The 19,283-nt window shown below is 71.2% G+C and carries 19 protein-coding genes; 10 read left to right on the top strand and 9 right to left on the bottom strand.

From position 1 onward, the window contains the following. Window positions 1–200: 200 nt before the first annotated feature. The 3 genes from BKE38_RS11900 to BKE38_RS11890 all read right to left on the bottom strand — a co-directional run bounded on the left by BKE38_RS11900 (window position 201) and on the right by BKE38_RS11890 (window position 4,696). On the bottom strand, window positions 201–839 hold the full coding sequence (locus BKE38_RS11900; RefSeq protein WP_076957532.1) for an HD domain-containing protein: 639 nt from the start codon (window positions 837–839) through the stop codon (window positions 201–203). Window positions 840–917: 78 nt separating this feature from the next. Next, a complete protein-coding gene (locus BKE38_RS11895) occupies window positions 918–3,707 on the bottom strand; it encodes a bifunctional aconitate hydratase 2/2-methylisocitrate dehydratase (RefSeq protein WP_076957531.1) in 2,790 nt (929 codons plus the stop codon). Between the two features lie 359 nt (window positions 3,708–4,066). Next, window positions 4,067–4,696, bottom strand: coding sequence for a YcbK family protein (locus BKE38_RS11890; protein WP_076957530.1), 630 nt, complete (start codon window positions 4,694–4,696; stop codon window positions 4,067–4,069). A gap of 242 nt (window positions 4,697–4,938) precedes the next feature. Between BKE38_RS11890 and BKE38_RS11885 the strand changes: the two genes are divergently transcribed. Beyond that, complete coding sequence (locus BKE38_RS11885) at window positions 4,939–5,358, top strand: hypothetical protein (protein WP_076957529.1); 420 nt, start codon at window positions 4,939–4,941, stop codon at window positions 5,356–5,358. Between the two features lie 16 nt (window positions 5,359–5,374). On the opposite strand, the gene BKE38_RS33625 is transcribed toward BKE38_RS11885, so the two are convergent. Continuing rightward, on the bottom strand, window positions 5,375–6,028 hold the full coding sequence (locus BKE38_RS33625; RefSeq protein WP_076957528.1) for a TetR/AcrR family transcriptional regulator: 654 nt from the start codon (window positions 6,026–6,028) through the stop codon (window positions 5,375–5,377). A 75-nt stretch (window positions 6,029–6,103) separates the two neighbouring features. Here BKE38_RS33625 and bdcA point away from each other — a divergent pair, with 75 nt between their 5' ends. Next, on the top strand, window positions 6,104–6,817 hold the full coding sequence (gene bdcA, locus BKE38_RS11875) for an SDR family oxidoreductase (protein WP_076957527.1): 714 nt from the start codon (window positions 6,104–6,106) through the stop codon (window positions 6,815–6,817). Window positions 6,818–6,866: 49 nt separating this feature from the next. Here bdcA and BKE38_RS11870 read toward each other — a convergent pair whose 3' ends face one another. Then, window positions 6,867–7,202 (bottom strand): hypothetical protein, encoded by a 336-nt coding sequence (locus BKE38_RS11870; RefSeq protein ID WP_076957526.1) that lies wholly within the window; start codon window positions 7,200–7,202, stop codon window positions 6,867–6,869. Window positions 7,203–7,454: 252 nt separating this feature from the next. On the opposite strand from BKE38_RS11870, the gene BKE38_RS11865 reads away from it, so the two are divergent. Further along, window positions 7,455–7,937, top strand: coding sequence for a hypothetical protein (locus tag BKE38_RS11865; protein ID WP_076957525.1), 483 nt, complete (start codon window positions 7,455–7,457; stop codon window positions 7,935–7,937). Window positions 7,938–8,291: 354 nt separating this feature from the next. Here BKE38_RS11865 and BKE38_RS11860 read toward each other — a convergent pair whose 3' ends face one another. After that, complete coding sequence (locus BKE38_RS11860; protein ID WP_076957524.1) at window positions 8,292–9,920, bottom strand: histidine kinase famiy protein; 1,629 nt, start codon at window positions 9,918–9,920, stop codon at window positions 8,292–8,294. 161 nt (window positions 9,921–10,081) lie between these two features. Here BKE38_RS11860 and BKE38_RS33805 point away from each other — a divergent pair, with 161 nt between their 5' ends. Genes BKE38_RS33805 through phnE (BKE38_RS11835) form a run of 5 tightly spaced genes read left to right on the top strand, consistent with a single transcriptional unit; the run spans window position 10,082 to window position 14,305 of the window. Next, window positions 10,082–10,714 (top strand): GntR family transcriptional regulator, encoded by a 633-nt coding sequence (locus BKE38_RS33805; RefSeq protein ID WP_083747498.1) that lies wholly within the window; start codon window positions 10,082–10,084, stop codon window positions 10,712–10,714. Continuing rightward, complete coding sequence (gene phnC, locus BKE38_RS11850) at window positions 10,708–11,511, top strand: phosphonate ABC transporter ATP-binding protein (RefSeq protein ID WP_076957522.1); 804 nt, start codon at window positions 10,708–10,710, stop codon at window positions 11,509–11,511. Before BKE38_RS33805 ends, phnC begins: the two co-directional genes overlap by 7 nt. Window positions 11,512–11,570: 59 nt before the next feature. Next, a complete protein-coding gene (gene phnD / locus BKE38_RS11845; protein WP_076957521.1) occupies window positions 11,571–12,488 on the top strand; it encodes a phosphonate ABC transporter substrate-binding protein in 918 nt (305 codons plus the stop codon). 18 nt (window positions 12,489–12,506) lie between these two features. After that, the gene (phnE, locus tag BKE38_RS11840) at window positions 12,507–13,439 is read left to right on the top strand and encodes a phosphonate ABC transporter, permease protein PhnE (protein ID WP_367595686.1); all 933 of its coding nucleotides are present in this window, start codon (window positions 12,507–12,509) and stop codon (window positions 13,437–13,439) included. Then, window positions 13,439–14,305, top strand: coding sequence for a phosphonate ABC transporter, permease protein PhnE (gene phnE / locus BKE38_RS11835; protein ID WP_076957519.1), 867 nt, complete (start codon window positions 13,439–13,441; stop codon window positions 14,303–14,305). Before phnE (BKE38_RS11840) ends, phnE (BKE38_RS11835) begins: the two co-directional genes overlap by 1 nt. Before the next feature lie 55 nt (window positions 14,306–14,360). On the opposite strand, the gene BKE38_RS11830 is transcribed toward phnE (BKE38_RS11835), so the two are convergent. The 3 genes from BKE38_RS11830 to BKE38_RS11820 all read right to left on the bottom strand — a co-directional run bounded on the left by BKE38_RS11830 (window position 14,361) and on the right by BKE38_RS11820 (window position 18,319). Then, on the bottom strand, window positions 14,361–15,938 hold the full coding sequence (locus tag BKE38_RS11830) for an ABC transporter substrate-binding protein (protein WP_076957518.1): 1,578 nt from the start codon (window positions 15,936–15,938) through the stop codon (window positions 14,361–14,363). Between the two features lie 171 nt (window positions 15,939–16,109). Continuing rightward, window positions 16,110–17,336, bottom strand: a complete 1,227-nt coding sequence (locus BKE38_RS11825) for an ABC transporter substrate-binding protein (protein WP_076957517.1) — start codon at window positions 17,334–17,336, stop codon at window positions 16,110–16,112. Between the two features lie 89 nt (window positions 17,337–17,425). Further along, window positions 17,426–18,319, bottom strand: coding sequence for an NAD(P)-dependent oxidoreductase (locus tag BKE38_RS11820; RefSeq protein WP_076957516.1), 894 nt, complete (start codon window positions 18,317–18,319; stop codon window positions 17,426–17,428). Between the two features lie 232 nt (window positions 18,320–18,551). Here BKE38_RS11820 and BKE38_RS11815 point away from each other — a divergent pair, with 232 nt between their 5' ends. After that, on the top strand, window positions 18,552–18,761 hold the full coding sequence (locus tag BKE38_RS11815) for a hypothetical protein (RefSeq protein ID WP_076957515.1): 210 nt from the start codon (window positions 18,552–18,554) through the stop codon (window positions 18,759–18,761). Window positions 18,762–18,854: 93 nt separating this feature from the next. Further along, on the top strand, window positions 18,855–19,283 hold a 429-nt coding region (locus BKE38_RS11810), incomplete at its 3' end, for a hypothetical protein (RefSeq protein ID WP_207553550.1).

Genomic DNA, 19,283 nt, shown 5'->3' with positions numbered 1-19,283 from the left:
GCGCGGGGCGGCTGGGGGGGCGGCCGCGCGGCCGGGGCAGGGCGGCGGCGGCGCCGGGCAGGCGGGCCAGGCGGGGGCGGGTGGGAGGGGCGGCAGGCGGGGGCTGGTCGGTCACGGGGCGCGGCGGGCCTTGCGGAGGGGTCGCCCTGCGAGGTGGTGCGCCCTGCCGCGGCCGCCAAGCCGCTGTTACCCTGCGTGACCTAGGCTTCGCTGCCCGAGGTCGCGGCGAAATGCCGTCGCACCAGCGCCGCGGCCGCCTGCCAGAGCCGCGGGCTGCCGCCACGGATCGCCGGGCCATAGCGCTCGGCCACCTGCGCCTCGGTGACGCCGTTCTCGGTCCAGGTACCGCCGCCGGCCAGGGTGTTCAGCAGCAGCGGCTGCAGCCGGTCCAGCGCCCGGGCGAAGCGGGCCTCGGGCGTCGCCGCCGCCTCGAATTCCTGCCACAGCGCCAGGAAGCGTGCGCCCTGGTCCGCCGGCAGCAGGCCGAACAGGCGCTCGGCCGCCGCCTGCTCGGCGCGGGCCAGGCTTGCGCGGGCCAGGCTTGCACGGTCGGGGGCTGTGCCGTCGTTGGCCGTGGCATGGATCGGGGCGTCGCCGGCATCGATCTCGACGATGTCGTGCAGCAGCAGCAGCGCCACGACCCGGCCGGGATCGATCGGTTCGGCGGCATGCTCGGCCAGGACGAGCGCGAACATCGCCAGGTGCCAGGAATGCTCGGCCGAATTCTCCCGCCGGCTGCGGTTCGCCAGCGGCGACTGCCGCAGGACGGATTTCAGCGCGTCGAGCTCGGCCAGGAATTCCAGCTGCCGGCGCAGCGTCTCGGCGGGGGCATCGGTCATGGTTCGCGCGCTCCCGGCGTCAGGGGCGCCGCGTGCGGGGTGGCATGGCGCCACCCCGGCGGTTCGGCGGAGGACGCCTCAGTAGTGGACCGAGGCGGCATCCAGCGGCGTCGCCTTGGGCGGCGCGAACTTGGTCAGGTCGATGCCCTCGACCGCCGCCTTGTATTCCTCGGCGCTGGGCGTGCGGCCGAGGATGGCGGCCAGCACCACCACGGGGGTCGAGGCGAGCAGCGACTCGCCCTTCTTCTCCTTGGTGTCCTCGACCACGCGGCCCTGGAACAGGCGGGTGGAGGTGGCGAGCACGGTGTCGCCCTTTTCCGCCTTCTCCTGGTTGCCCATGCAGAGGTTGCAGCCCGGGCGCTCCAGATAGAGGATGTTCTCGTATTCGGTGCGCGCCGCGGTCTTCGGCGTCACGTCGTCGAATTCGAAGCCGGAGTAGCGCTGCAGGATCTCCCAGTCGCCCTCGGCCTTGAGCTCGTCGACGATGTTGTAGGTGGGTGCCGCGACGACCAGCGGCGCCTTGAACTCGACCTTGCCCTGGCTCTTTTCGATGTTCTTCAGCATCTGGGCGACGATCTTGATGTCGCCCTTGTGCACCATGCAGGAGCCGACGAAGCCCAGATCCACCTTCTTCGTCGCGCCGTAATAGGAGACCGGGCGGATGGTGTCGTGGGTGTAGCGCTTGGACACGTCGGCATTGTTGACGTCGGGGTCGGCGATCATCGGCTCGTCGATGATGTCGAGGTCGACCACCACCTCGGCGAAGTACTTGGCGTTGGCGTCGGGGGCCAGCGCCGGCTTCGTGCCTGAGCGGATCTCGGCGATGCGGGCATCGGCCTTGTCGATCAGCCCCTGCAGCGTGCCGGCGGCATTCTCCATGCCCTTGTCGATCATGATCTGGATGCGCGACTTGGCGATCTCCAGCGACTCGATCAGCGTGGCGTCCTGGCTGATGCAGATCGACGCCTTGGCCTTCATCTCCGCCGTCCAGTCGGTGAAGGTGAAAGCCTGGTCGGCCAGCAGCGTGCCGATATGGACCTCGATGATGCGGCCCTGGAAGACGTTGTCGCCGCACTGCTTCAGCATCTGCTGCTGGGTCGCATGGACGACGTCGCGGAAGTCCATATGCGGCTGCATGGCGCCCTTGAAGGTCACCTTCACCGATTGCGGGATCGGCATGGTGGCCTCGCCGGTCGCCAGCGCCAGCGCCACGGTGCCCGAATCTGCGCCGAAGGCGACGCCCTTGGACATGCGGGTGTGGCTGTCGCCGCCGATGATGATCGCCCAGTCATCCACGGTGATGTCGTTCAGCACCTTGTGGATGACGTCGGTCATCGCCGGATAGGCGCCCTTGGGGTCGCGGGCGGTGATCAGGCCGAAGCTGTTCATGAAGGACATGAGCTTCGGGATGTTCGCCTGAGCCTTCTTGTCCCAGACCGAGGCGGTGTGGCAGCCGGACTGGTAGGCGCCGTCGACCAGCGGCGAGATGACGGAGGCGGCCATCGCCTCCAGCTCCTGCGCCGTCATCGGGCCGGTGGTGTCCTGCGAGCCGACGATGTTGACCTTGACGCGGACATCCGAGCCGGCATGCAGGATCTTGCCCGGCGTGACGCCGACCGCGTTGCGGTTGAAGATCTTCTCGACCGCGGTCAGGCCCTGGCCTTCGACCGAGATCTCCTTGTTCGGCGCGAAGACCGGCGTTGCCGCGACGCCGAGCGTCTGCGCCGCGAAGGTCTGCAGCTTCTTGCCGAAGACGATGGCGTAGGAGCTGCCCGCCTTCATGAATTCGAGCTTCTGCGGCGTGAAGGCGCCGGCGATGTCGACCAGCTCCCGGCCGGCCTCGTCGCGCAGCTTCTTGCCCTTGACGTCGATCTTCAGGACGGTGCCGGTCTCGACCGAGTATTTCTGCTCGAGGATCGGATTGCCGTCATTGTTCATGATCGGCTTGCCGTCGTCACCGGTCTTCTTGACCCAGTTCTTCAGGTTGATGCCGATGCCGCCGGTGACGTCGACGGTGGTCGCAAAGATCGGCGAGATGCCGTTGGTGCCGGCGACGATCGGCGCGAAGTTGACGAAGGGGACGTAGGGGCTGGCCTGCTTGCCGGTCCACAGCGCCACGTTGTTGACGCCCGACATGCGCGACGAGCCGACGCCCATCGTGCCCTTCTCGGCGATCATCATCACCGGCTTGCCGGGATGCTGCTGCTGCAGGGCCACGATCTGCTGCTGCGCCTCGGGCGTGCACATGCACTTGCCGTGCAGCTCGCGGTCGGCGCGGGAATGCGCCTGGTTGCCCGGCGACAGCAGGTCGGTCGAGATGTCGCCCTCGGCGGCGATGAAGGTGACGACCTGGATCTCGTCCGCGACATCCGGCAGCTTGGTGAAGAACTCGGCGCGGGCGTAGCTCTCCAGCACCGCCTTGGCGACGGCATTGCCGGCCTGATAGGCGTCGCGCAGGCGGAACATGTCGGCGTCGTAGAGGAAGACCTGGGTCTTCAGCACCTCGCCCGCCTGGACGGCCAGCGCCGCATCCGCGCCGAGGGCGATGTCGAGCAGCACGGCGATCGAGGGACCGCCCTTCATGTGCGACAGCAGCTCGAGGGCGAAGGCCGGGGTGATCTCCGGGACGGCGACCTCGCCCAGGATGACCCGCTTCAGGAAGGCGGCCTTGACGCCGGCGGCGCTCGTGGTCCCGGGCAGGGTGTTGTAGATGAAGAAATTCAGGGCCGCGGCCCGGTGCTCGCTGCCGGCGTCCTGGATCAGGGCGATCAGGTCGGCCACGAGCACGCCGTCGTCGATCGGCTTGGGTGCGAGCCCTTGAGTTTCTCTGCCTTTGATCTCGGTCAGGTAATCCAAGTAGGCCTTCATCGCTATCCCGCCGTCCTGAGGCCATGGCGCCGAACCGCAACGCCGATGACCGTTATTGTTGATCCGCCTGGGGTCCCAACGGTTCCGACTACGCCAAGCCAGGCCAACTGACAAGGTGCCGCAACGCAGCGAAGAACAGTAGAGGGGATTCAATGCCGACCGGTTAAGGCGGCGCAGCCCTGCCATGCCGGAATGCTGCCGGAGAGGTCGCGGGCAGCCGGCTCAGTAAAGACGCCATCCGCCGAGGCTTTTTCAGGGCCGGCACTGCGGGCCGGCGCTTCCCGCTTCAGGGAGGACTGTCCTGGTCATGGCCGGCGGAAGTAAACCGGTGCGCGGGGCAGCTCTTCGCGCAGCGCGGCTCAGCGGCGGCGCAGGCTGGCCCAGGCCTCGGCCAGGCGGTCGATGCGCTGCTCGGCCGGGCTGCGCGGCGGCGGGCCGCGCCGCGCCGCGACGACCGGGCCGTCGCCATCGGTCCAGCGCCGCACCGCGCCGGAATCGAGATGGATGAAGCCCTGCGCCGGATAGAGGCCGACGCCGCCGCGCCCCAGGCTGATCGCCGCCTCGGCGAAGCTGTCGAAGCGGGCGCGGGCGATCTGCAGGTCGAGCGCCGCGGCGCGCAGATGCTGGCTGTTGGCGGCGCCGTTCACCTCGCGGTTGGTCGCCTCGGTGCGATAGCCCGACAGCACGGTGAATTCCGCCAGCCCCTGGCGGCGGCCCATCTCCCAGAGGATGTCGATGGCCTGGACGTCGAAGGCGCGGACCTGGCCGGTGCGGGTGTCGGCCAGCACCTGCGACAGCTCGGCCATGGCCGCCGGATCGGCCGCCCGGCCATTGTGGTAGAGGCCCGAGAAGCTGGCGCCGGAGGCGGCGTGGCGCAGCCGCAGCCGGCGTGCCTGCGGCGGGTCCGGCAGCAGCCGGGGCGCCGCCAGTGCGGGCGGTGCCGTGACGGCGGCGACCAGGGGCAGGGTGCAGAAGAACCGGCGGCGCATGCCGGCATCTTTGTCCGTTCTATACTATACGGCAACCCAGTTATTTCCGATTTTACTTTGTTTCTCTTAAGAGTAAGATGGGATCAATTGAAAGGAAATTTCCGGGGCTTACAGCACGCAAAAATGCAGCGCGGCGAAAGTCTTCCGGCCGGGCCGCCGGGTCCTTGCCGGCCGGGCCGGGAAACCGCGGCCCGAAACGCCGCGTTGCGCTGCTGCCAGGAGGATCCCAGGAGGATTGCCGGATGACGCGCCTGACCCGTGCCGCGCTGCTGCTCGCGCCCCTGCTGCTCGCCGCCTGCGCCAGCGAGGCCCCGGCAGCCTTCGACCGGAGCATCGCCACCTATGTTGGCCAGCCGGAGATCCGCCTGGTCGAGGCGCTCGGCGTGCCGCAGCGCATCTACGACAATGGCAGCCAGCGCTTCCTGGAATACGACTTCACCAGCGCGGCGGCGCCGGCCTCCTCCGGCCTGAGCTTCGGCATCGGCGCCGGAAGCTTCGGCTATGGCGGCGGCTATGGGCGCGGCCGCGGCGTCGGCACCGGGATCGGGCTGGGCTTCCCGCTGGGCGGCTCCGGCTATGACGCGGCGCCCTGCACCGTCACCTTCGAGGTGCGCGATGGCCGGGTGCTGAACTTCCGGCGCGAGGGCGACAACTGCCGCTGAGGCGGCGGGGGCCGGTTCAGCCGGAGGCCAGCGCCGCCGCGATGCCCGGCGCCGCCAGCCGGGCGGTGGCCAGCAGCCGGTCCCGCCCGTGGCCCTGCCGCGCCATGGCCGACAGCCCCGCCATCTGGGTCACGACGTAATCCGCCAGCCGCCCGGCCGCCTCGGGATGGCGGGCGGCGACGTAATCGCGGATGCGCGCCGCCCCCGCCGCGACCAGCAGCCCCGCCGCCTGCCGCGCCGCCGGATCGGTGCAGCGCGCCCCCTCGATCGCCAGGCAGCCGGCGATGGCGGGGCCTGGGCCCGCGGGATCGGCGCCGGCCGGATCGGCGCCGGCAGGATCCGCGGCATAGCGGCGCGCCGCCTCCTCCAGCAGCGCGGCCAGGGCTTCGCCGACCGGGCGGCCGGGCAGCAGGATCTCGCCCATCGGCACGCCGGCCAGGCCGGTGTAGCGGTCCAGCGCCTGGGCATAGAGCGCCGCCTTGCTGCCGAAGGCGGCGTAGAAGCTGGGCGGGTTGATGCCGAGCGCGGCGGTGAGATCGGCGATGCCGACCGCGTCATAGCCGCGCGCATGGAACAGCCGCTGCGCCGTGGCCAGGGCCCGGTCCGGGTCGAAGCCGCGCGGGCGGCCGCGCGGCCGGGAGGTCTGGGGCGGGGATGTTTTTGTAGTCATTTTTACAAAATGCCTTGACGGGGCTCTGCGCGCATTTATGTAGTCGCCACTACATTAACTCGCAAGGAGGGCCGCATGGCCGGAATCCAGGGGAAGTCGGTGCTGGTGCTGGGCGGCAGCCGCGGCATCGGCGCCGCCATCGTGCGCCGCTTCGCCGCCGAGGGCGCGGCGGTGACCTTCACCTATGCCGGCGCGCAGGAGGCCGCCGGGCGGCTGGCCGCCGAGACCGGCGCCACCGCCGTGCTGACCGACAGCGCCGACCGCGACGCGCTGATCGCGCGCGTCCGCGACAGCGGGCCGCTCGACGTGCTGGTGGTCAATGCCGGCGTCGGCGCCTTCGGCGACCCGCTGGAGCAGGATCCCGACATGGTCGACCGGCTGATCCGCATCAATGTCGCCGCCCCCTGGCACGCGGCGGTCGAGGCGGCGCGGCGGATGCCGGAGGGCGGGCGGATCATCGTCATCGGCTCGGTCAACGGCGACCGCATCCCCTTCCCCGGCCTCTCCGCCTACGCCATGAGCAAGTCGGCGCTGCAGGGCCTGGCGCGCGGGCTGGCGCGCGACTTCGGGCCGCGCGGCATCACGGTGAACGTGGTGCAGCCCGGGCCGATCGACACCGACCTGAACCCGGCCGACGGGCCGATGAAGGACATCCAGCATGCGGTGATGGCGCTGAAGCGGCACGGCCGGCCGGAGGACGTGGCCGGCCTGGTCGCCTGGCTGGCCGGGCCGGAGGCCGGCTTCGTCACCGGCGCGATGCACACCATCGATGGCGGCTTCGGCGCCTGACGGGGCAGGCCGGGCGGCGGCGGCGCGACGGCGCCGTCCCCGGCCGCGCTCAGCGGACCAGAAGCCGCCCGCCGGATTCGACGAAGATCTTCGTCGTGCTGGCGCCGGTGACGATCGTCGCGCCGCGCCCGGTGTCCTGCAGCGTGCGGCCGCTGCAATCCGTCCGCTCCTTCATCTCGCCCCGGACATAGACGGCGCTGCCGGTCTCCGTCCTGGCGGCATGGGACGCATGGGTCGCCAGGCACCGGCTCATGACCGCCCGGCCGAAGCCGTCATACAGCGTGAGCCAGACCGCCTTCGAAGCGGTGTTCTGCACCAGGATATCGGCCTTCGCCGCGCCGCCGCCGGCAAGGATCGCCACCGCCGCCGCGGCGGCCACCGTCATTCTGCGCAAGTCATCGCTCCCTGGCGGCCATCCGCGCCGCGCAGGCCGGTAAAGCCGGGAAGGCGCGCGGGGTCCAATACACCGCGTCTATCGGCGGCATCGGGCAGCTGGCGGTGGGCAGCCGGCGGCGGGCAGCCGGCGGTGGGCAGGAGCGCCGGGCCGCTGACGGGAATGTGCCGCCGCCGCCCGTCCTGCGCCGCGCGCCGGCATGCTAAGCCCGGCCGCGGCGGCACGGCCCGCGGGAGGCATGGCATGGCGGCGCGGCATCGGGTTTCGGCATTCTGCCTGCTGGCGCTGATGGCGGCGCCGGCCGCCGCGCAGGAGCTCGCCTGGTCGCGCGACCCGGCGACGCAGTGCCGCTTCGTCGCGCCTCGGTCGCTGGCCGGCGGCCCGGTCTTCTGGACCGGCGCCTGCCCGGCGGGCCAGGCCGAAGGGCCTGGCATGCTGCGCCGGCGCGACGGCGCCCGGCCGGGCGACGCCTTCTATGGCGAGATGCGCGGCGGCGTGCCGCGGATCGGCGTGGTGGACACCGGCGGCGGCTATCGCGTCGGCGCCTTCCGCGACGGCGAGATCGGCGAGGGCGACCTGGACTGGCAGCAGCGCCTCGACGCCTTCGACGCCGCGGTGCGGGCGGCGAAGGCGGTCAGCGCCGCCTATCGCGCCCAGGGCAACCTGGCCTCGGCCCGGCATTACGAGGGCGTTGCCCGGCAGCTGGCGATGCAGAACGACGGCTGACCGGAGGGCCGGGTCAGGTCGCCGGACGCCAGCCGAAAGGATTGGATGCCGGCCCCGCCACGCCGCCGGACACCTGATCCAGCCGGGCCTCGGGCAGCTCAGCCTGGGGAAGCTCAGCCTGGGGAAGCTCAGCCTGGGGAAGCTCAGCCTGGGGAAGCTCAGCCTGGGGCAGCCCGGCTTCCGCGGGGGCCGGCGTCGCGCTGGACGTCGGGATGGACGTCGGGATGGACGTCGGGGCGGGCTGCGGCTTCGGGTCTTCGGATATGGAACGCTCCTGGGTGGATGCCGCCCTCCTACCCGCCGGCCGGGCTGCGCGCCCCCTACGCGGCGTCGATCGCCAGGATCGCCGCCGCCTCACCCCACCCCGGTCGGCCCGTCCAGGATCAGCCGCACCTTCTTCGCCAGGTTCTGCAGGCCATAGGGCTTGTTGATGATCTCGAATTCCGAGCCGCCCGCCTCGATGCGCTCGACCGAGGCCTCGGCATAGCCGGTGGTCAGCAGGATCTTCAGCCCGGGCCGGCGCCGCCGCGCCTCGCGCGCCAGCACGACGCCGTTCATCCCCCCCGGCATGATCAGGTCGGAGAACAGCAGGTCCACCTCCGGATGCGCCTCGATCGCCTGCAGCGCCTCGCACCCGCTGGCGGCGCGCAGGATGCGGTAGCCGAAATCCTCCAGGAAGGCCTCGGCGACGTCGCCGATCTCGGGGCGGTCCTCGACCACCAGGATCAGCTCGCTGCCGCCGCGGTCCATCGAACGCGCGGCGGGGGCGGCGCGGCTGTCGCCGGCTTCCTCGGCGGCGGGGAAGTAGAGCCGCACCGTGGTGCCGACGCCCTCCTCCGAATAGAGCCGCACCGTGCCGCCGGACTGCTTGGCGAAGCCGTAGACGGTGGACAGGCCGAGGCCGGTGCCGCGGCCTTCCTCCTTGGTGGTGAAGAAGGGATCGAGCACGCGGGCCAGGATCTGCGGCGACATGCCACAGCCATTGTCGGAGACGCTGATGCAGGCATAGCGCCCGGGCGGCAGGCCGGCGAGATTGGCCGCGTCCTCGGCCGCCACCGCGTGGTTGCGCGTCTCCAGCGTGACCGAGGGCGAGGGCCGCCCCTGCAGCGCGTCGCGCGCATTGATCAGCAGGTTCAGGATCGAGACCTCGAGCTGGCTGGGATCGACGCGGCAGTTCCACAGCGTCTCGTCCAGATGGGCATAGACCTCGGCCTCGCCCCCCAGGGTCCGCCGCGCCAGGTCCAGCATCGCCCGCGCCGTGTCGTTCAGGTTCAGCGCGCGGCCCTCCAGCCGCTGCTTGCGGGCGAAGGCCAGCAGCTGCTGGGTGAGCGTGCCGGCGCGCATCGCCGCCTGGTGCGCCGCCTCGATATGGCCGAGCGCCCGCGCCTCGGCGCCGCCGCCGCGGCGGATCGCGGCCAGCGCCAGCTCGTGATAGCCCGACATCACCTGCAGCAGGTTGTTGAAGTCATGCGCGATGCCGCCGGTCAGCTGGCCCAGCGCCTCCATCTTCTGCGCCTGGCGCAGCGCGTCCTCGGCATCGCGCCGGCGCGAGACGTCGAGCTGCGAGCCGAAGAAGTAGATGAGGTTGCCCTCGCTGTCATGCACCGGCGAGATGTAGAGGGCGTTCCAGAAGCTCGAGCCGTTCTTGCGGTAGTTGAGGATCTCGGTGGCGATCTCCTGCTCGTCGCGGATCGCCTGCCTGACCTGGTCGACGGTGCCGCGATCGGTCTCCGGCCCCTGCAGGAAGCGGCAGTTGCGGCCGATCAGCTCCTCCGCGCTGTAGCCGGTCAGCGCCAGGAAGGCCTGGTTGGCGAAGATGATCGGATTGTCCTTCTGCCGCGGATCGGTGACGGTCATCGGCATGCGCGTGGTCTCGACCGCGGCGAAGAAGATGTCGCGGCTGTCGCGGGCCCGGGCGAAATCCGGGCTCTGGCGCGCATCGTCCGACAAGGCAGGCGTGTTGCGTGACCGCTCGACGGGCATGACCCCAGTCTCCATTGTGCCCTGGGGGCAACTTCTGTCCCGGCTTCCAAGCATGCAGGGTGGCATTTCATGCACCCTGCGCCCGGCTCCCTCCCATAAGTCTTTTGCCGGAAGATCGTTGTTGCTAAGCGCGGCTTTTTTCGACCGGATTTGCATGGGAGATGGCCTGGAAACTTCCGGGGGGGATGCTGGTTACTGCCCGCTGCCGGCGGAGCCCGCGCATGACCACCGATCCGCCCCGGCCGCTGACCGGGCGGGGGGGCCCCGCCGCCTGGCGGCAGATCGAGCTGGCGCTGACCGGCGGGATCGAGCGCGGCCTGCGGCCGCCCGGGCAGACGCTGCCGCGCGGGGCGGCGCTGGCCACGCGCTTCGGCGTCAACAAGGCGACGCTGCGCCGGGCGCTGGCCGAGATGGCGGGCAAGCGGCTGCTGCGGGCGCGACGGCCTCGGCACCTTCGTCGAGCCCGGCGTCATCCGCCATGCCCTGGCCGGCGGCACCCGCTTCCGCGACAACCTGCTGAGGGCCGGCCACACGCCGGAGGTCGATCTCCTGGCCGAGCATGCGCCGCCGGCCGATGCCGGCCTGGCCCAGGCGCTGGATTGCGCCGGGCCACGAGGTCTCGCCGCGCACCGTCATGGCGCGCTGGCGCTAGCCCCCCGATCCTCGCGCCGCGGCACGGCATGGCATTGCCGCACCGGGACGCCCGCGATGCCGCCGCGCGCAGCGTCATCGATCCTTCATCGACCCGCTATTTGGTTGTCATCATGCGCGGGCTAAGCGTCCGCCCATGCTGATCATCAAGGATCTGACGCGGCGCTTCGGCGACCGGATCGCGCTCGACAGCCTCTCGCTCGAGGTGCCGCGCGGCGCATTCATCGGCGTCATCGGCCGCTCCGGCGCCGGGAAGTCCACCTTCCTGCGCATGGTCAACCGCCTGGCCGAGCCGAGCTCCGGGCAGATCCTGTTCGACGGCACCGACGTCACGGCGCTGCGCGGCCGCGCGCTGCGCGACTGGCGGGCGCGCTGCGCCATGGTGTTCCAGGGCTTCAACCTGTCCGGCCGGCTCGACGTGCTGACCAATGTCATGATGGGCCGGCTGAACCAGGTGCCGGCCTATCGCTCGCTGCTGCAGATGTGGCCCGAAGAGGACCGCGCCATCGCCCTCTCGGCGCTGGAGAGCCTCGACATCGCCGAGCTCGCGGCGCAGCGCGCCGAGAACCTCTCGGGCGGCCAGCAGCAGCGCGTCGCCATCGCCCGCGCCCTGGTGCAGTCGCCCGAGATCATCCTGGCCGACGAGCCGATCGCCTCGCTCGACCCGCGCAACACCAAGGTCGTGATGGACGCGCTGGCGCGGATCAACCGCGACTATGGCATCACCGTGCTCTGCAACCTGCATTCGCTCGACATCGCGCGCAGCTACTGCACGCGGCTGGTCGGGCTCTCGGCCGGGCGGCTGGTCTTCGACGGCGCGCCGGACCGGCTCGACGAGGCGGCGGCGCGCGCGCTCTACGGCCTCGAGGCCGCCGAGGTGATGGAATCCGCCGCGGCCGCGGCGCCGACGCGCCGCCAGCCGCAGCCGCTGCACGCCTGACGCCGGGCGGCTGCCGCCGGCGTCGACGACCCCTTCTGCCGATCACAGGGAACCGACCCATGCTCATCCAGCGCCGCGCCCTCCTGGGCGCCTCCGCCGCCATGCTCGCGGCGCCGACCGTCGTCCGCGCCCAGGGCGCCGCTCCCTGGGCCGCCCGCTATCCGGAGCTGGTCTTCGCCATCATCCCGTCGGAGAACGCGTCGGGCGTCACCGAGCGCTACGCGCCCTTCATCGCCTACATGTCGAAGCGCCTGGGCACCAAGGTGACGCTGCGCATCGCCAGCGACTATGCAGCGGTGATCGAGGGCCAGCGGGCGGGCAACATCCACCTCGCCTCCTACGGCCCCTCCTCCTTCGCCCGCGCGCTGATGACCGGCTCGAAGATCACCGCCTTCGCCATCGAGAGCAACCTCGACGGCAGCAAGGGCTACTACTCGGTCTTCTACGTGAAGGCCGACAGCCCCTACCAGAAGATCGAGGACCTGAAGGGCAAGAACCTCGGCCTGGTCGACCCGAACTCCACCTCGGGCAACAACGTGCCGCGCTTCGCGCTGAACAAGCTGGGCATCACCCCGGAGCAGTTCTTCGGCCGCGTCGTCTACACCGGCAGCCATGAGAATGCGGTGATCGCGCTGAGCCAGGGCACGGTCGACATGTGCGCCAACTGGTGGAACGACGAGCAGGAGAGCAACCTGCTGCGCATGGCGCGCAAGGGCATGGTGAAGGCGGAGGATTTCCGCATCATCTTCAAGTCCGAGCAGATCGTGAATTCGCCGATGGCCTATCTGGACGCGCTGCCGGACGACCTGAAGGCCGCGATCCGCAGCGCCGTGCTGGAGCTGGCCACCGCCGACAAGGCCGCCTTCGACAAGATGACCGACGGCAAGGCCGGCCCGCTGGTCGCCGCCGACAACAGCGTCTACCAGCCGATCATCGAGCTGAACCGCTTCGTCGACAACCTGCGCCGCCGCGGCTGAGGCGGCGCGCCCGCCGTCCTGGCCAGCCGGCCAGGGCGGCGGCGAGCTCCGGGACCCACTCCCCTGGCCATTTCCATCACCCGCCCCTCCGACCAGCGCCTCGCCGAGCTGCTGGACGGGTATCGTGAGGCCGCCCGGGCGCCGCGCCGCCGCGCGCTGCTGCTGGCGCTGGCCGTCGCCGCGCTGTCGCTGGTCGCCGGCCATGTCGCCGAGGTCGACCTCGCCCGGCTGTGGCGGCATTTCGGCGGCTTCTTCGACTATTTCGACCGCATCACCGCCTTCGAGAGCGGCACCGGCCGGGTCTGGACCGATCCGGCGGAATGGCTCTGGGGCTGGAAGAAGTGGGGCATCCTGCTCTTCGACACGCTGCTGATCGCCTATCTGGGCACCGTGCTCGGCGGCATCGGCGGCTTCCTGCTCAGCTTCCTGGCCTCCTCCAACCTGGTGGCCAACCGCTGGCTGCGCGGGGCCGCGCGGCGGGTGCTGGAATTCTGCCGCACCGTGCCGGACATCGTCTTCGCGCTGATCTTCGTCATGGCCTTCGGCCTGGGCCCGGTGCCCGGCGTGCTGGCCATCGCGCTGCACAGCATGGGGGCGCTGGGCAAGCTGTTCTACGAGGTGGTGGAGAACATCGACCGCAAGCCGGTCGAGGGGGCGACCGCCGCCGGCGCCTCCTGGGTCGCCATGGTGCGCTTCGCCGTGGTGCCGCAGGTGCTGCCCAACTTCGTCAGCTACCTGCTGCTGCGCTTCGAGATCAATGTCCGCCAGGCCTCCGTGCTGGGCTTCGTCGGCGCCGGCGGCATCGGCCTCGACCTGCTCGAGGCGATCCGCAAGTTCTACTACAACGACGTCTCCGCCATCCTGCTGCTGATCATCCTGACCGTCATGCTGATCGACCTCGGCACGGAATGGCTGCGGCACCGGCTGATCGGCGCGATGGAGCGGCATTGATGAGCAGCACCACCCGGCCTGCCACCCTGCGCGAGATCGCGCTGGCCGACCTGGCCGGCATCCGGGCGCGCCACCCGGCCGCCTTCCGCCGCGCCACGCCGCGCCGGCTGCTGGGCCTGGCGCTGTCCGCCGGCGCCGTCGCGCTCTTCGTCTTCGCGCTGGTGCGGCTGGAATTCTCGCCCGGCCGCATCGTCGGCGGCATGGCGCAGCTGGCGAATTTCCTCGGCCTGATGATCCCGCCGACGCCGGGCACCGCCAGCCGCGCGGCGCTGATCTTCCAGGGCCTGGCCGAGACCCTGGCGATCGCCTTCCTGGGCACGCTGCTGGCGGCCGTCCTCGCCTTCCCGCTGGGCCTGCTGGCGGCGCGCAACACCACCGCCAACCGGATCGTGCACTTCCTGTCGCGCCGGCTGCTGGACAGCATCCGCGGCATCGATTCGCTGATCTGGGCGCTGATCTGGGTCAGCGTCGTCGGCCTCGGCCCCTTCGCCGGCGTGCTGGCGATCATGACCGGCGACATCGGCACCTTCGGCAAGCTGTTCTCGGAGGCGATCGAGGCGGCCGACCGCCGCGCGGTGGAGGGCGTGCGCTCGACCGGCGGCGGCAGGCTGGCCGGCATCCGCTTCGGCGTGCTGCCGGCGGTGCTGCCGGTGATGATCGGCCATGTGCTCTACATGATCGAGAGCAACACCCGCTCGTCGACCATCGTCGGCATCGTCGGCGCCGGCGGCATCGGGCTGATGCTGTCGGAGATGATCCGCACGCTGGAATGGGACGTGGTGTCCTTCATCGTGCTGCTGATCCTGGTCACCGTGATCGTGGTCGACCGCCTGTCCGGGCGGCTGCGCCGGATGATCACCGGCTGACCTTTCGCGACAGGGCCGGCCGGGCCTGGCCGGCCCTGCATCCTCCCCAACCGGCTCAGCCGGCCCGCTGCACGCCCCAGAAATAGCAGACCGATCCCGGCGCCACGCCCTGCACCGCCGAGGAGAAGGCGGTCCGCTGGAAGAACTGGCCGAGCGGCAGCGCCGGCGCCTGGTCGATGCAGCGCTGCTGCACCTGGTCGAACAGCGCCTGGGCCTGGGCCGCATCGGCCTCCCCCACCCAGCGCTCGACCAGCCGCTCCATCTCCGGGTCGACATACCAGCCGGCGGCGATGCCATCGCCGCGGATATTGGTGTTCAGCGCCGGATTGGCGATCGACACGCTGGGCCAGTTGGTGTGGTAGATGCTCCAGCCGCCCTTCTCCACCGGCTGCCGCGCCAGGCGGCGCGCCATCAGGCTGCCCCAGTCCATCGCCTGCAGGTCGACCTTGAAGCCCAGCGCCTGCAGCAGGGCGGCGGTGACCTGGCCATGCGGCGCGATGGTCGGCTGGTCGGTGGGCTGCAGGATGGCCACCGTCTCGCCCTTGTAGCCGGCCTGGCGCACCGCCTCGCGGGCGCGGGCCAGGTCGTGCGGCGGCGTCATCACCGCCGATCCGACGTCACGCACCCCGGGCATGCCCAGCGGGAAGGCGGAATGGCAGGCGCGCCAGGTCGCGCGGTCGTCGCCCATGATCGAGACCATGTAGTCTTCCTGGTTCAGCGCCCCCAGCACGATGCGCCGCAGCGCCGGATTGTCGAAAGGCGGAATGCTGTGGTTGAAGCGGGCGAAGGCCAGGAAGCCGTAGGGGTCCTGCACCTGCAGGCGGATGTTGCGTGCCTTCTGCAGCATCGGCTGCAGGTCGATCGCCGGCTGCTCGACCCAGTCGACCTCGCCGCGCTGCAGCGCCGCCGTCGCCGTCGCGGCATCGGGCATCACATGCCATTCCAGCCGGTCGATCAGCACGCGCTTGCCGCCCGAGGTCCAGTCCGCCGCCTCCTCGCGCGGGCGGTAGCCGTCGAAGCGCTCATAGACCGCGCGGGCGCCGGAGAGGTATTCGTCGGCCTTGAAGCGGAACGGGCCGGAGCCGACCATCTCGCTGACGATCTTCGTCCGCTCGGTCCTCGCCAGCCGCTCCGGCATGATGAAGGCGGGCGAGGAATGCGGCTTGCCGATCGCCTCCAGCAGCCGCGGGAAGGGCCGGGTCAGGCGGATGCGGATCGTGCGGTCGTCGGCCGCCTCAAAGGCCTCGACGGCGCGGCGCAGCGTGGTGCCGAAGGTGTCGATCTGGCTCCAGCGGTCCAGGCTGGCGGCGCAGTCCTGGGCGCGCACCGGCTCGCCGTCATGGAAGCGCAGGCCCTCGCGCAGCCGGATCAGCCAGGTGCGGCCGTCGTCGGAGACGGTCGCGCCCTCGGCCATCTGCGGCTTCGGCGCCTGCTTGCCGTCGACGCCGTAGAGCGTGTCGAAGACGCAGAAGCCATGGGTGATGGTGACCGCGGCGGTGGTGAAGACCGGATCCAGCGTGCTGAGATTGGCCTGCGGGACGAATTTCAGCAGCTTCGCCCCGGCGGTCTGGGCGATGGCGGGCAGCGGCAGCAGCGCTGCGCCGGCCGCCTGCAGCAAGCTTCGTCTTTGCATCTTTTCCTGGCCTTCCCTCGGAGTTTTTCCAGGGGCGCGAAACCTGCAGTGCCGAGCGGGCCGTCCGGCTTCGATGGCTGCCCCGGGCGCGGGGACGAAGCTTGGCGCGAAAGCGCGGCGAGGGGAAGCCCGGCGGGACAGAAGCCCGCCCGCCGGGTGGCGAGAAAGCCGCTAGGCGCGGATCAGCGGGCAGGCGCTCTGCGACAGCGGCTTGACCGTCTCCTGCGGGTCCATGGTCGAGACCAGCTTGCAGAAATCCCAGTCCTGACGGCTTTCGGCCGGCGCCTTCACCTGCAGCAGATAGGCGGCCAGCACGGCGCGGCCATCGGCGCGGATGCTGCCGGCGCCGAAGGCGTCGTCCTGGGTCGGCATGGATTTCATCTGCGCCACCACCGCGGCGCCGCTTTCCTTCGCCCGCGCCACCCCCATGGCGGCGACCGCCTTCAGGTAGTGCAGCGTCACCGCATAGCAGCCGGCATGCACCATGCCCGGATAGGCGCCGCCCATCGCCGGCAGCACGCGGCGGGTGAAGGCGCGGGTCTGCTCGTTGGTGTCCCAGTAGAAGCTGTTGGTGAAGAGCAGCTGCTGCATGACCTGCAGCCCGGCCGATTTGATGTCGCTCAGGAACATCACCAGCGCGGCCATCTTCATCCGCCGGGTGATGCCGAATTCCTGCGCCTGCTTGATGCAGTTGGGCAGGTCGTTGCCGCCGAGCGCGAGCCCGATCACCTCCGCCCCGCTGGCCCGCGCCGCCTGCAGCGTCGCCGAGAAATCCGCCGTGCCCAGCGGCACCCGCGCGCCGCCCACCACGCTGCCGCCGGCCTCCTGCACGAAGGCGGTGGTCTCGGCCTGCAGCGAATGGCCGAAGGCATTGTCGGTGGCGATGAAGTACCATTTCTTCCCGCCGCCCCGCACCGTCTCGGCGGCCACCGCCTTGGACAGCATGTAGCCGTCATAGGTCCAGTTGATGGTGTTGGGCGTGCAGAGCGCGTTGGTGAACTCGGTCGCCGTCACCGCGACGCCGAGGCAGACCTTGTCCTTGTCGCGGGTGACGGTCGAGGCGGCCAGCCCCACCGCCGAATTCGGCCCCGCGATCAGCATGTCGACGCCCTGCTGGTCGAACCAGGAGCGCGCCAGCGTGGCGCCGACATCGGCCTTGTTCTGGTGGTCGCCGAAGATCACCTCGACATTGAGGCCGGGCGTCGCCGCCATGAACTCGCTGGCCGCCTGGCGGGCGCAGGCGACGCCCGCCGGGCCGAGCAGATCGGTGTAGATGCCGGAGAAATCCGCCAGCACGCCGATGCGGATTCTGGCCGGCTGGGCGATGGCGGGCATGGCGAGGCTGGCGGCGGCCAGGACGGCGCCGCCCTGCAGCAGCGCGCGACGAGAGCTGGACATGAGCGTTTCCCTTGATGGCGTTGCGGCCCGCCCTCTGCGGGGCGGTGCGTCTGTCGGGTCAGGCGGGACGGCAGGTCAGCGCCGGCGGATCAACGCAGTCGGGGCTTCTCGATGCTGGCCAGGTCGCAGAGCGCGTCGACCATCGCCGAGAAATCCTTGTCCCCGAAGCCGCGCGAGCGGGCGGTGCTGAAGGCCTCGCGCGCCGCGGCGGCCATCGGCATCGGCACGCGGGCCGCATTGGCTGCCTCGACGATCAGCGTCAGGTCCTTGTGCGCCAGGTCGATGGTGAAGCCGGGCTCGATGTCGCCCTTCAGCACCTTGCTCGGCCAGGCGATCTTCAGCTGGCCGTTCACCGCGGTGGTGCCGTAGAGCACCTCCAGCGTCGTCTCCAGCGCGAGCCCGAAGCGCTGCGACAGCGCCAGCGCTTCCGCGTTCATCTGGCAGGAGGCAACAGCGAGAAAGTTGTTCACCAGCTTGGTGCGGGTGCCGCTGCCGACCGGGCCGCAATGATGGATGGTGCTGCCCATCGCCTCCAGCAGCGGGCGGACCCGCGCGAAATGCTCGTCCGTGGCGCCGACCATGAAGAGGGATTCGCCGCGATCGGCATGGCTGGCCAGCCGGCCGACCGGCGCGTCGACGAAGCCGATGCCCCGCTCGGCGGCTTGGGCGGCCAGCCGGTCGGTGGTCTCGGGATCGATGGTGCTCATGTCCAGCACCACCGAGCCGGGCTTCGCATGGGCCAGCACGCCCTCGGCGCCGGCCACCACCTGGTCGACGACCGCCGAGTTGGGCAGCATGGTGACGATCACCTGGCCGGCCGCCGCGGCCTCGGCGACGGTCGCGGCGGGGCGGGCCTGCAGCAGCGCGAGCTCGGCCACCGCATCCGGGTTGATGTCGTTGACGGTCAGGCGGAAGCCCTTGCGGCAGAGGTTGGACGCCATCGGGCGCCCCATCCGGCCAAGGCCGATGAATCCGACATCCATGCTGCTTGTCTCTCCCCTTGCGGCCGTGGCGTCCGTCTGGCGCGGCGCTCGGCTGAAGGGGGATTAAGCAATGGCCGGGGCCGCGCCCCGCCATACAAAAGCGGCATAGCAGAAAGAGCGGATTCCGAATTCGCGAGGGGCGGCCGCCGACGCCGCGAAGGCTGTGCCGAAGCTTGCGCCTTCGATATCATCCGGCGGCCATGCCTTCAGCCGCCCCGCAGGACCCCGCGTCGTGACCCTTCCCGAGCGCGGGTCGCCGCGATACCACCTCCTCCGCGCCTTCGCCTGCGCCGCGGTGGTCGGCCTGATCATCCTGTTCGGCTGGCTGACGCGCATCCCGCATGACAGGCCGCCGGCCGACCGGCTGCTGATCCTGATGACCGTCTGCGCGGGCTTCGTCACCTGGGACCTGGCCGCCTTCCTGCGCAAGCGGACCCGCTGAGCCGCGGCCGGGCCGCGGCCCGCTTCGGCCGCGGCCGAAGCATCGTCCCCCCCGGCCGGGCAGGTTGCGTCCGGCATGGGATGAGGCGCGCGGATGGGACGCTGGTTCGAGGCTTGGAGCGCGGCGCTGCTGGCGGCGACCCTGCTCGGCGCCGGCGCGGCGCGCGGGCAGGCGCCGCTGCTGCCGCCGGGCATCCCGCCGGAGGCGCGGCTGCCGGTGGTGGCCATCCTGCCCGACGCGCTCGGCCAGGACGGGCGGGAGACGCCCTATATCGACCGGCTGCTCGGCCTCGGCTTCGCCGTGCTGCTGCTCGAGGAGGACCGGCTGCCGGCGCTGCCGCCGCCGCTCGATCCGGCGCGGCTCGGCCTGCTGGGCTTCGGCGCCGGCGGCCGGGCGGCGCTGGCCATGGCCGGGGCCGCGCCGCGGGTCGCCCTCTACCCGGCCTGCGCCGGCTGGTCGCAGGCGCGGCCGGCGGCCGGCAGCCTGATCCTGCATCCCGACACGCCGGCCGAGGCGGCGGCC

Source organism: Teichococcus deserti (assembly GCF_001982615.1).
Lineage (GTDB): Bacteria > Pseudomonadota > Alphaproteobacteria > Acetobacterales > Acetobacteraceae > Pseudoroseomonas > Pseudoroseomonas deserti.
This window is presented reverse-complemented; position numbering and strand designations above follow the sequence as displayed.

Coding starts and splice junctions, on each gene's coding strand:
- BKE38_RS11900 (WP_076957532.1), bottom strand. CDS start 839: ATGACCGATGCCCCCGCCGAGACGCTGCGCCGGCAGCTGGAATTCCTG.
- BKE38_RS11895 (WP_076957531.1), bottom strand. CDS start 3,707: ATGAAGGCCTACTTGGATTACCTGACCGAGATCAAAGGCAGAGAAACT.
- BKE38_RS11890 (WP_076957530.1), bottom strand. CDS start 4,696: ATGCGCCGCCGGTTCTTCTGCACCCTGCCCCTGGTCGCCGCCGTCACG.
- BKE38_RS11885 (WP_076957529.1), top strand. CDS start 4,939: ATGACGCGCCTGACCCGTGCCGCGCTGCTGCTCGCGCCCCTGCTGCTC.
- BKE38_RS33625 (WP_076957528.1), bottom strand. CDS start 6,028: ATGACTACAAAAACATCCCCGCCCCAGACCTCCCGGCCGCGCGGCCGC.
- bdcA (WP_076957527.1), top strand. CDS start 6,104: ATGGCCGGAATCCAGGGGAAGTCGGTGCTGGTGCTGGGCGGCAGCCGC.
- BKE38_RS11870 (WP_076957526.1), bottom strand. CDS start 7,202: ATGACGGTGGCCGCCGCGGCGGCGGTGGCGATCCTTGCCGGCGGCGGC.
- BKE38_RS11865 (WP_076957525.1), top strand. CDS start 7,455: ATGGCGGCGCGGCATCGGGTTTCGGCATTCTGCCTGCTGGCGCTGATG.
- BKE38_RS11860 (WP_076957524.1), bottom strand. CDS start 9,920: ATGCCCGTCGAGCGGTCACGCAACACGCCTGCCTTGTCGGACGATGCG.
- BKE38_RS33805 (WP_083747498.1), top strand. CDS start 10,082: ATGGCCTGGAAACTTCCGGGGGGGATGCTGGTTACTGCCCGCTGCCGG.
- phnC (WP_076957522.1), top strand. CDS start 10,708: ATGCTGATCATCAAGGATCTGACGCGGCGCTTCGGCGACCGGATCGCG.
- phnD (WP_076957521.1), top strand. CDS start 11,571: ATGCTCATCCAGCGCCGCGCCCTCCTGGGCGCCTCCGCCGCCATGCTC.
- phnE (WP_076957519.1), top strand. CDS start 13,439: ATGAGCAGCACCACCCGGCCTGCCACCCTGCGCGAGATCGCGCTGGCC.
- BKE38_RS11830 (WP_076957518.1), bottom strand. CDS start 15,938: ATGCAAAGACGAAGCTTGCTGCAGGCGGCCGGCGCAGCGCTGCTGCCG.
- BKE38_RS11825 (WP_076957517.1), bottom strand. CDS start 17,336: ATGTCCAGCTCTCGTCGCGCGCTGCTGCAGGGCGGCGCCGTCCTGGCC.
- BKE38_RS11820 (WP_076957516.1), bottom strand. CDS start 18,319: ATGGATGTCGGATTCATCGGCCTTGGCCGGATGGGGCGCCCGATGGCG.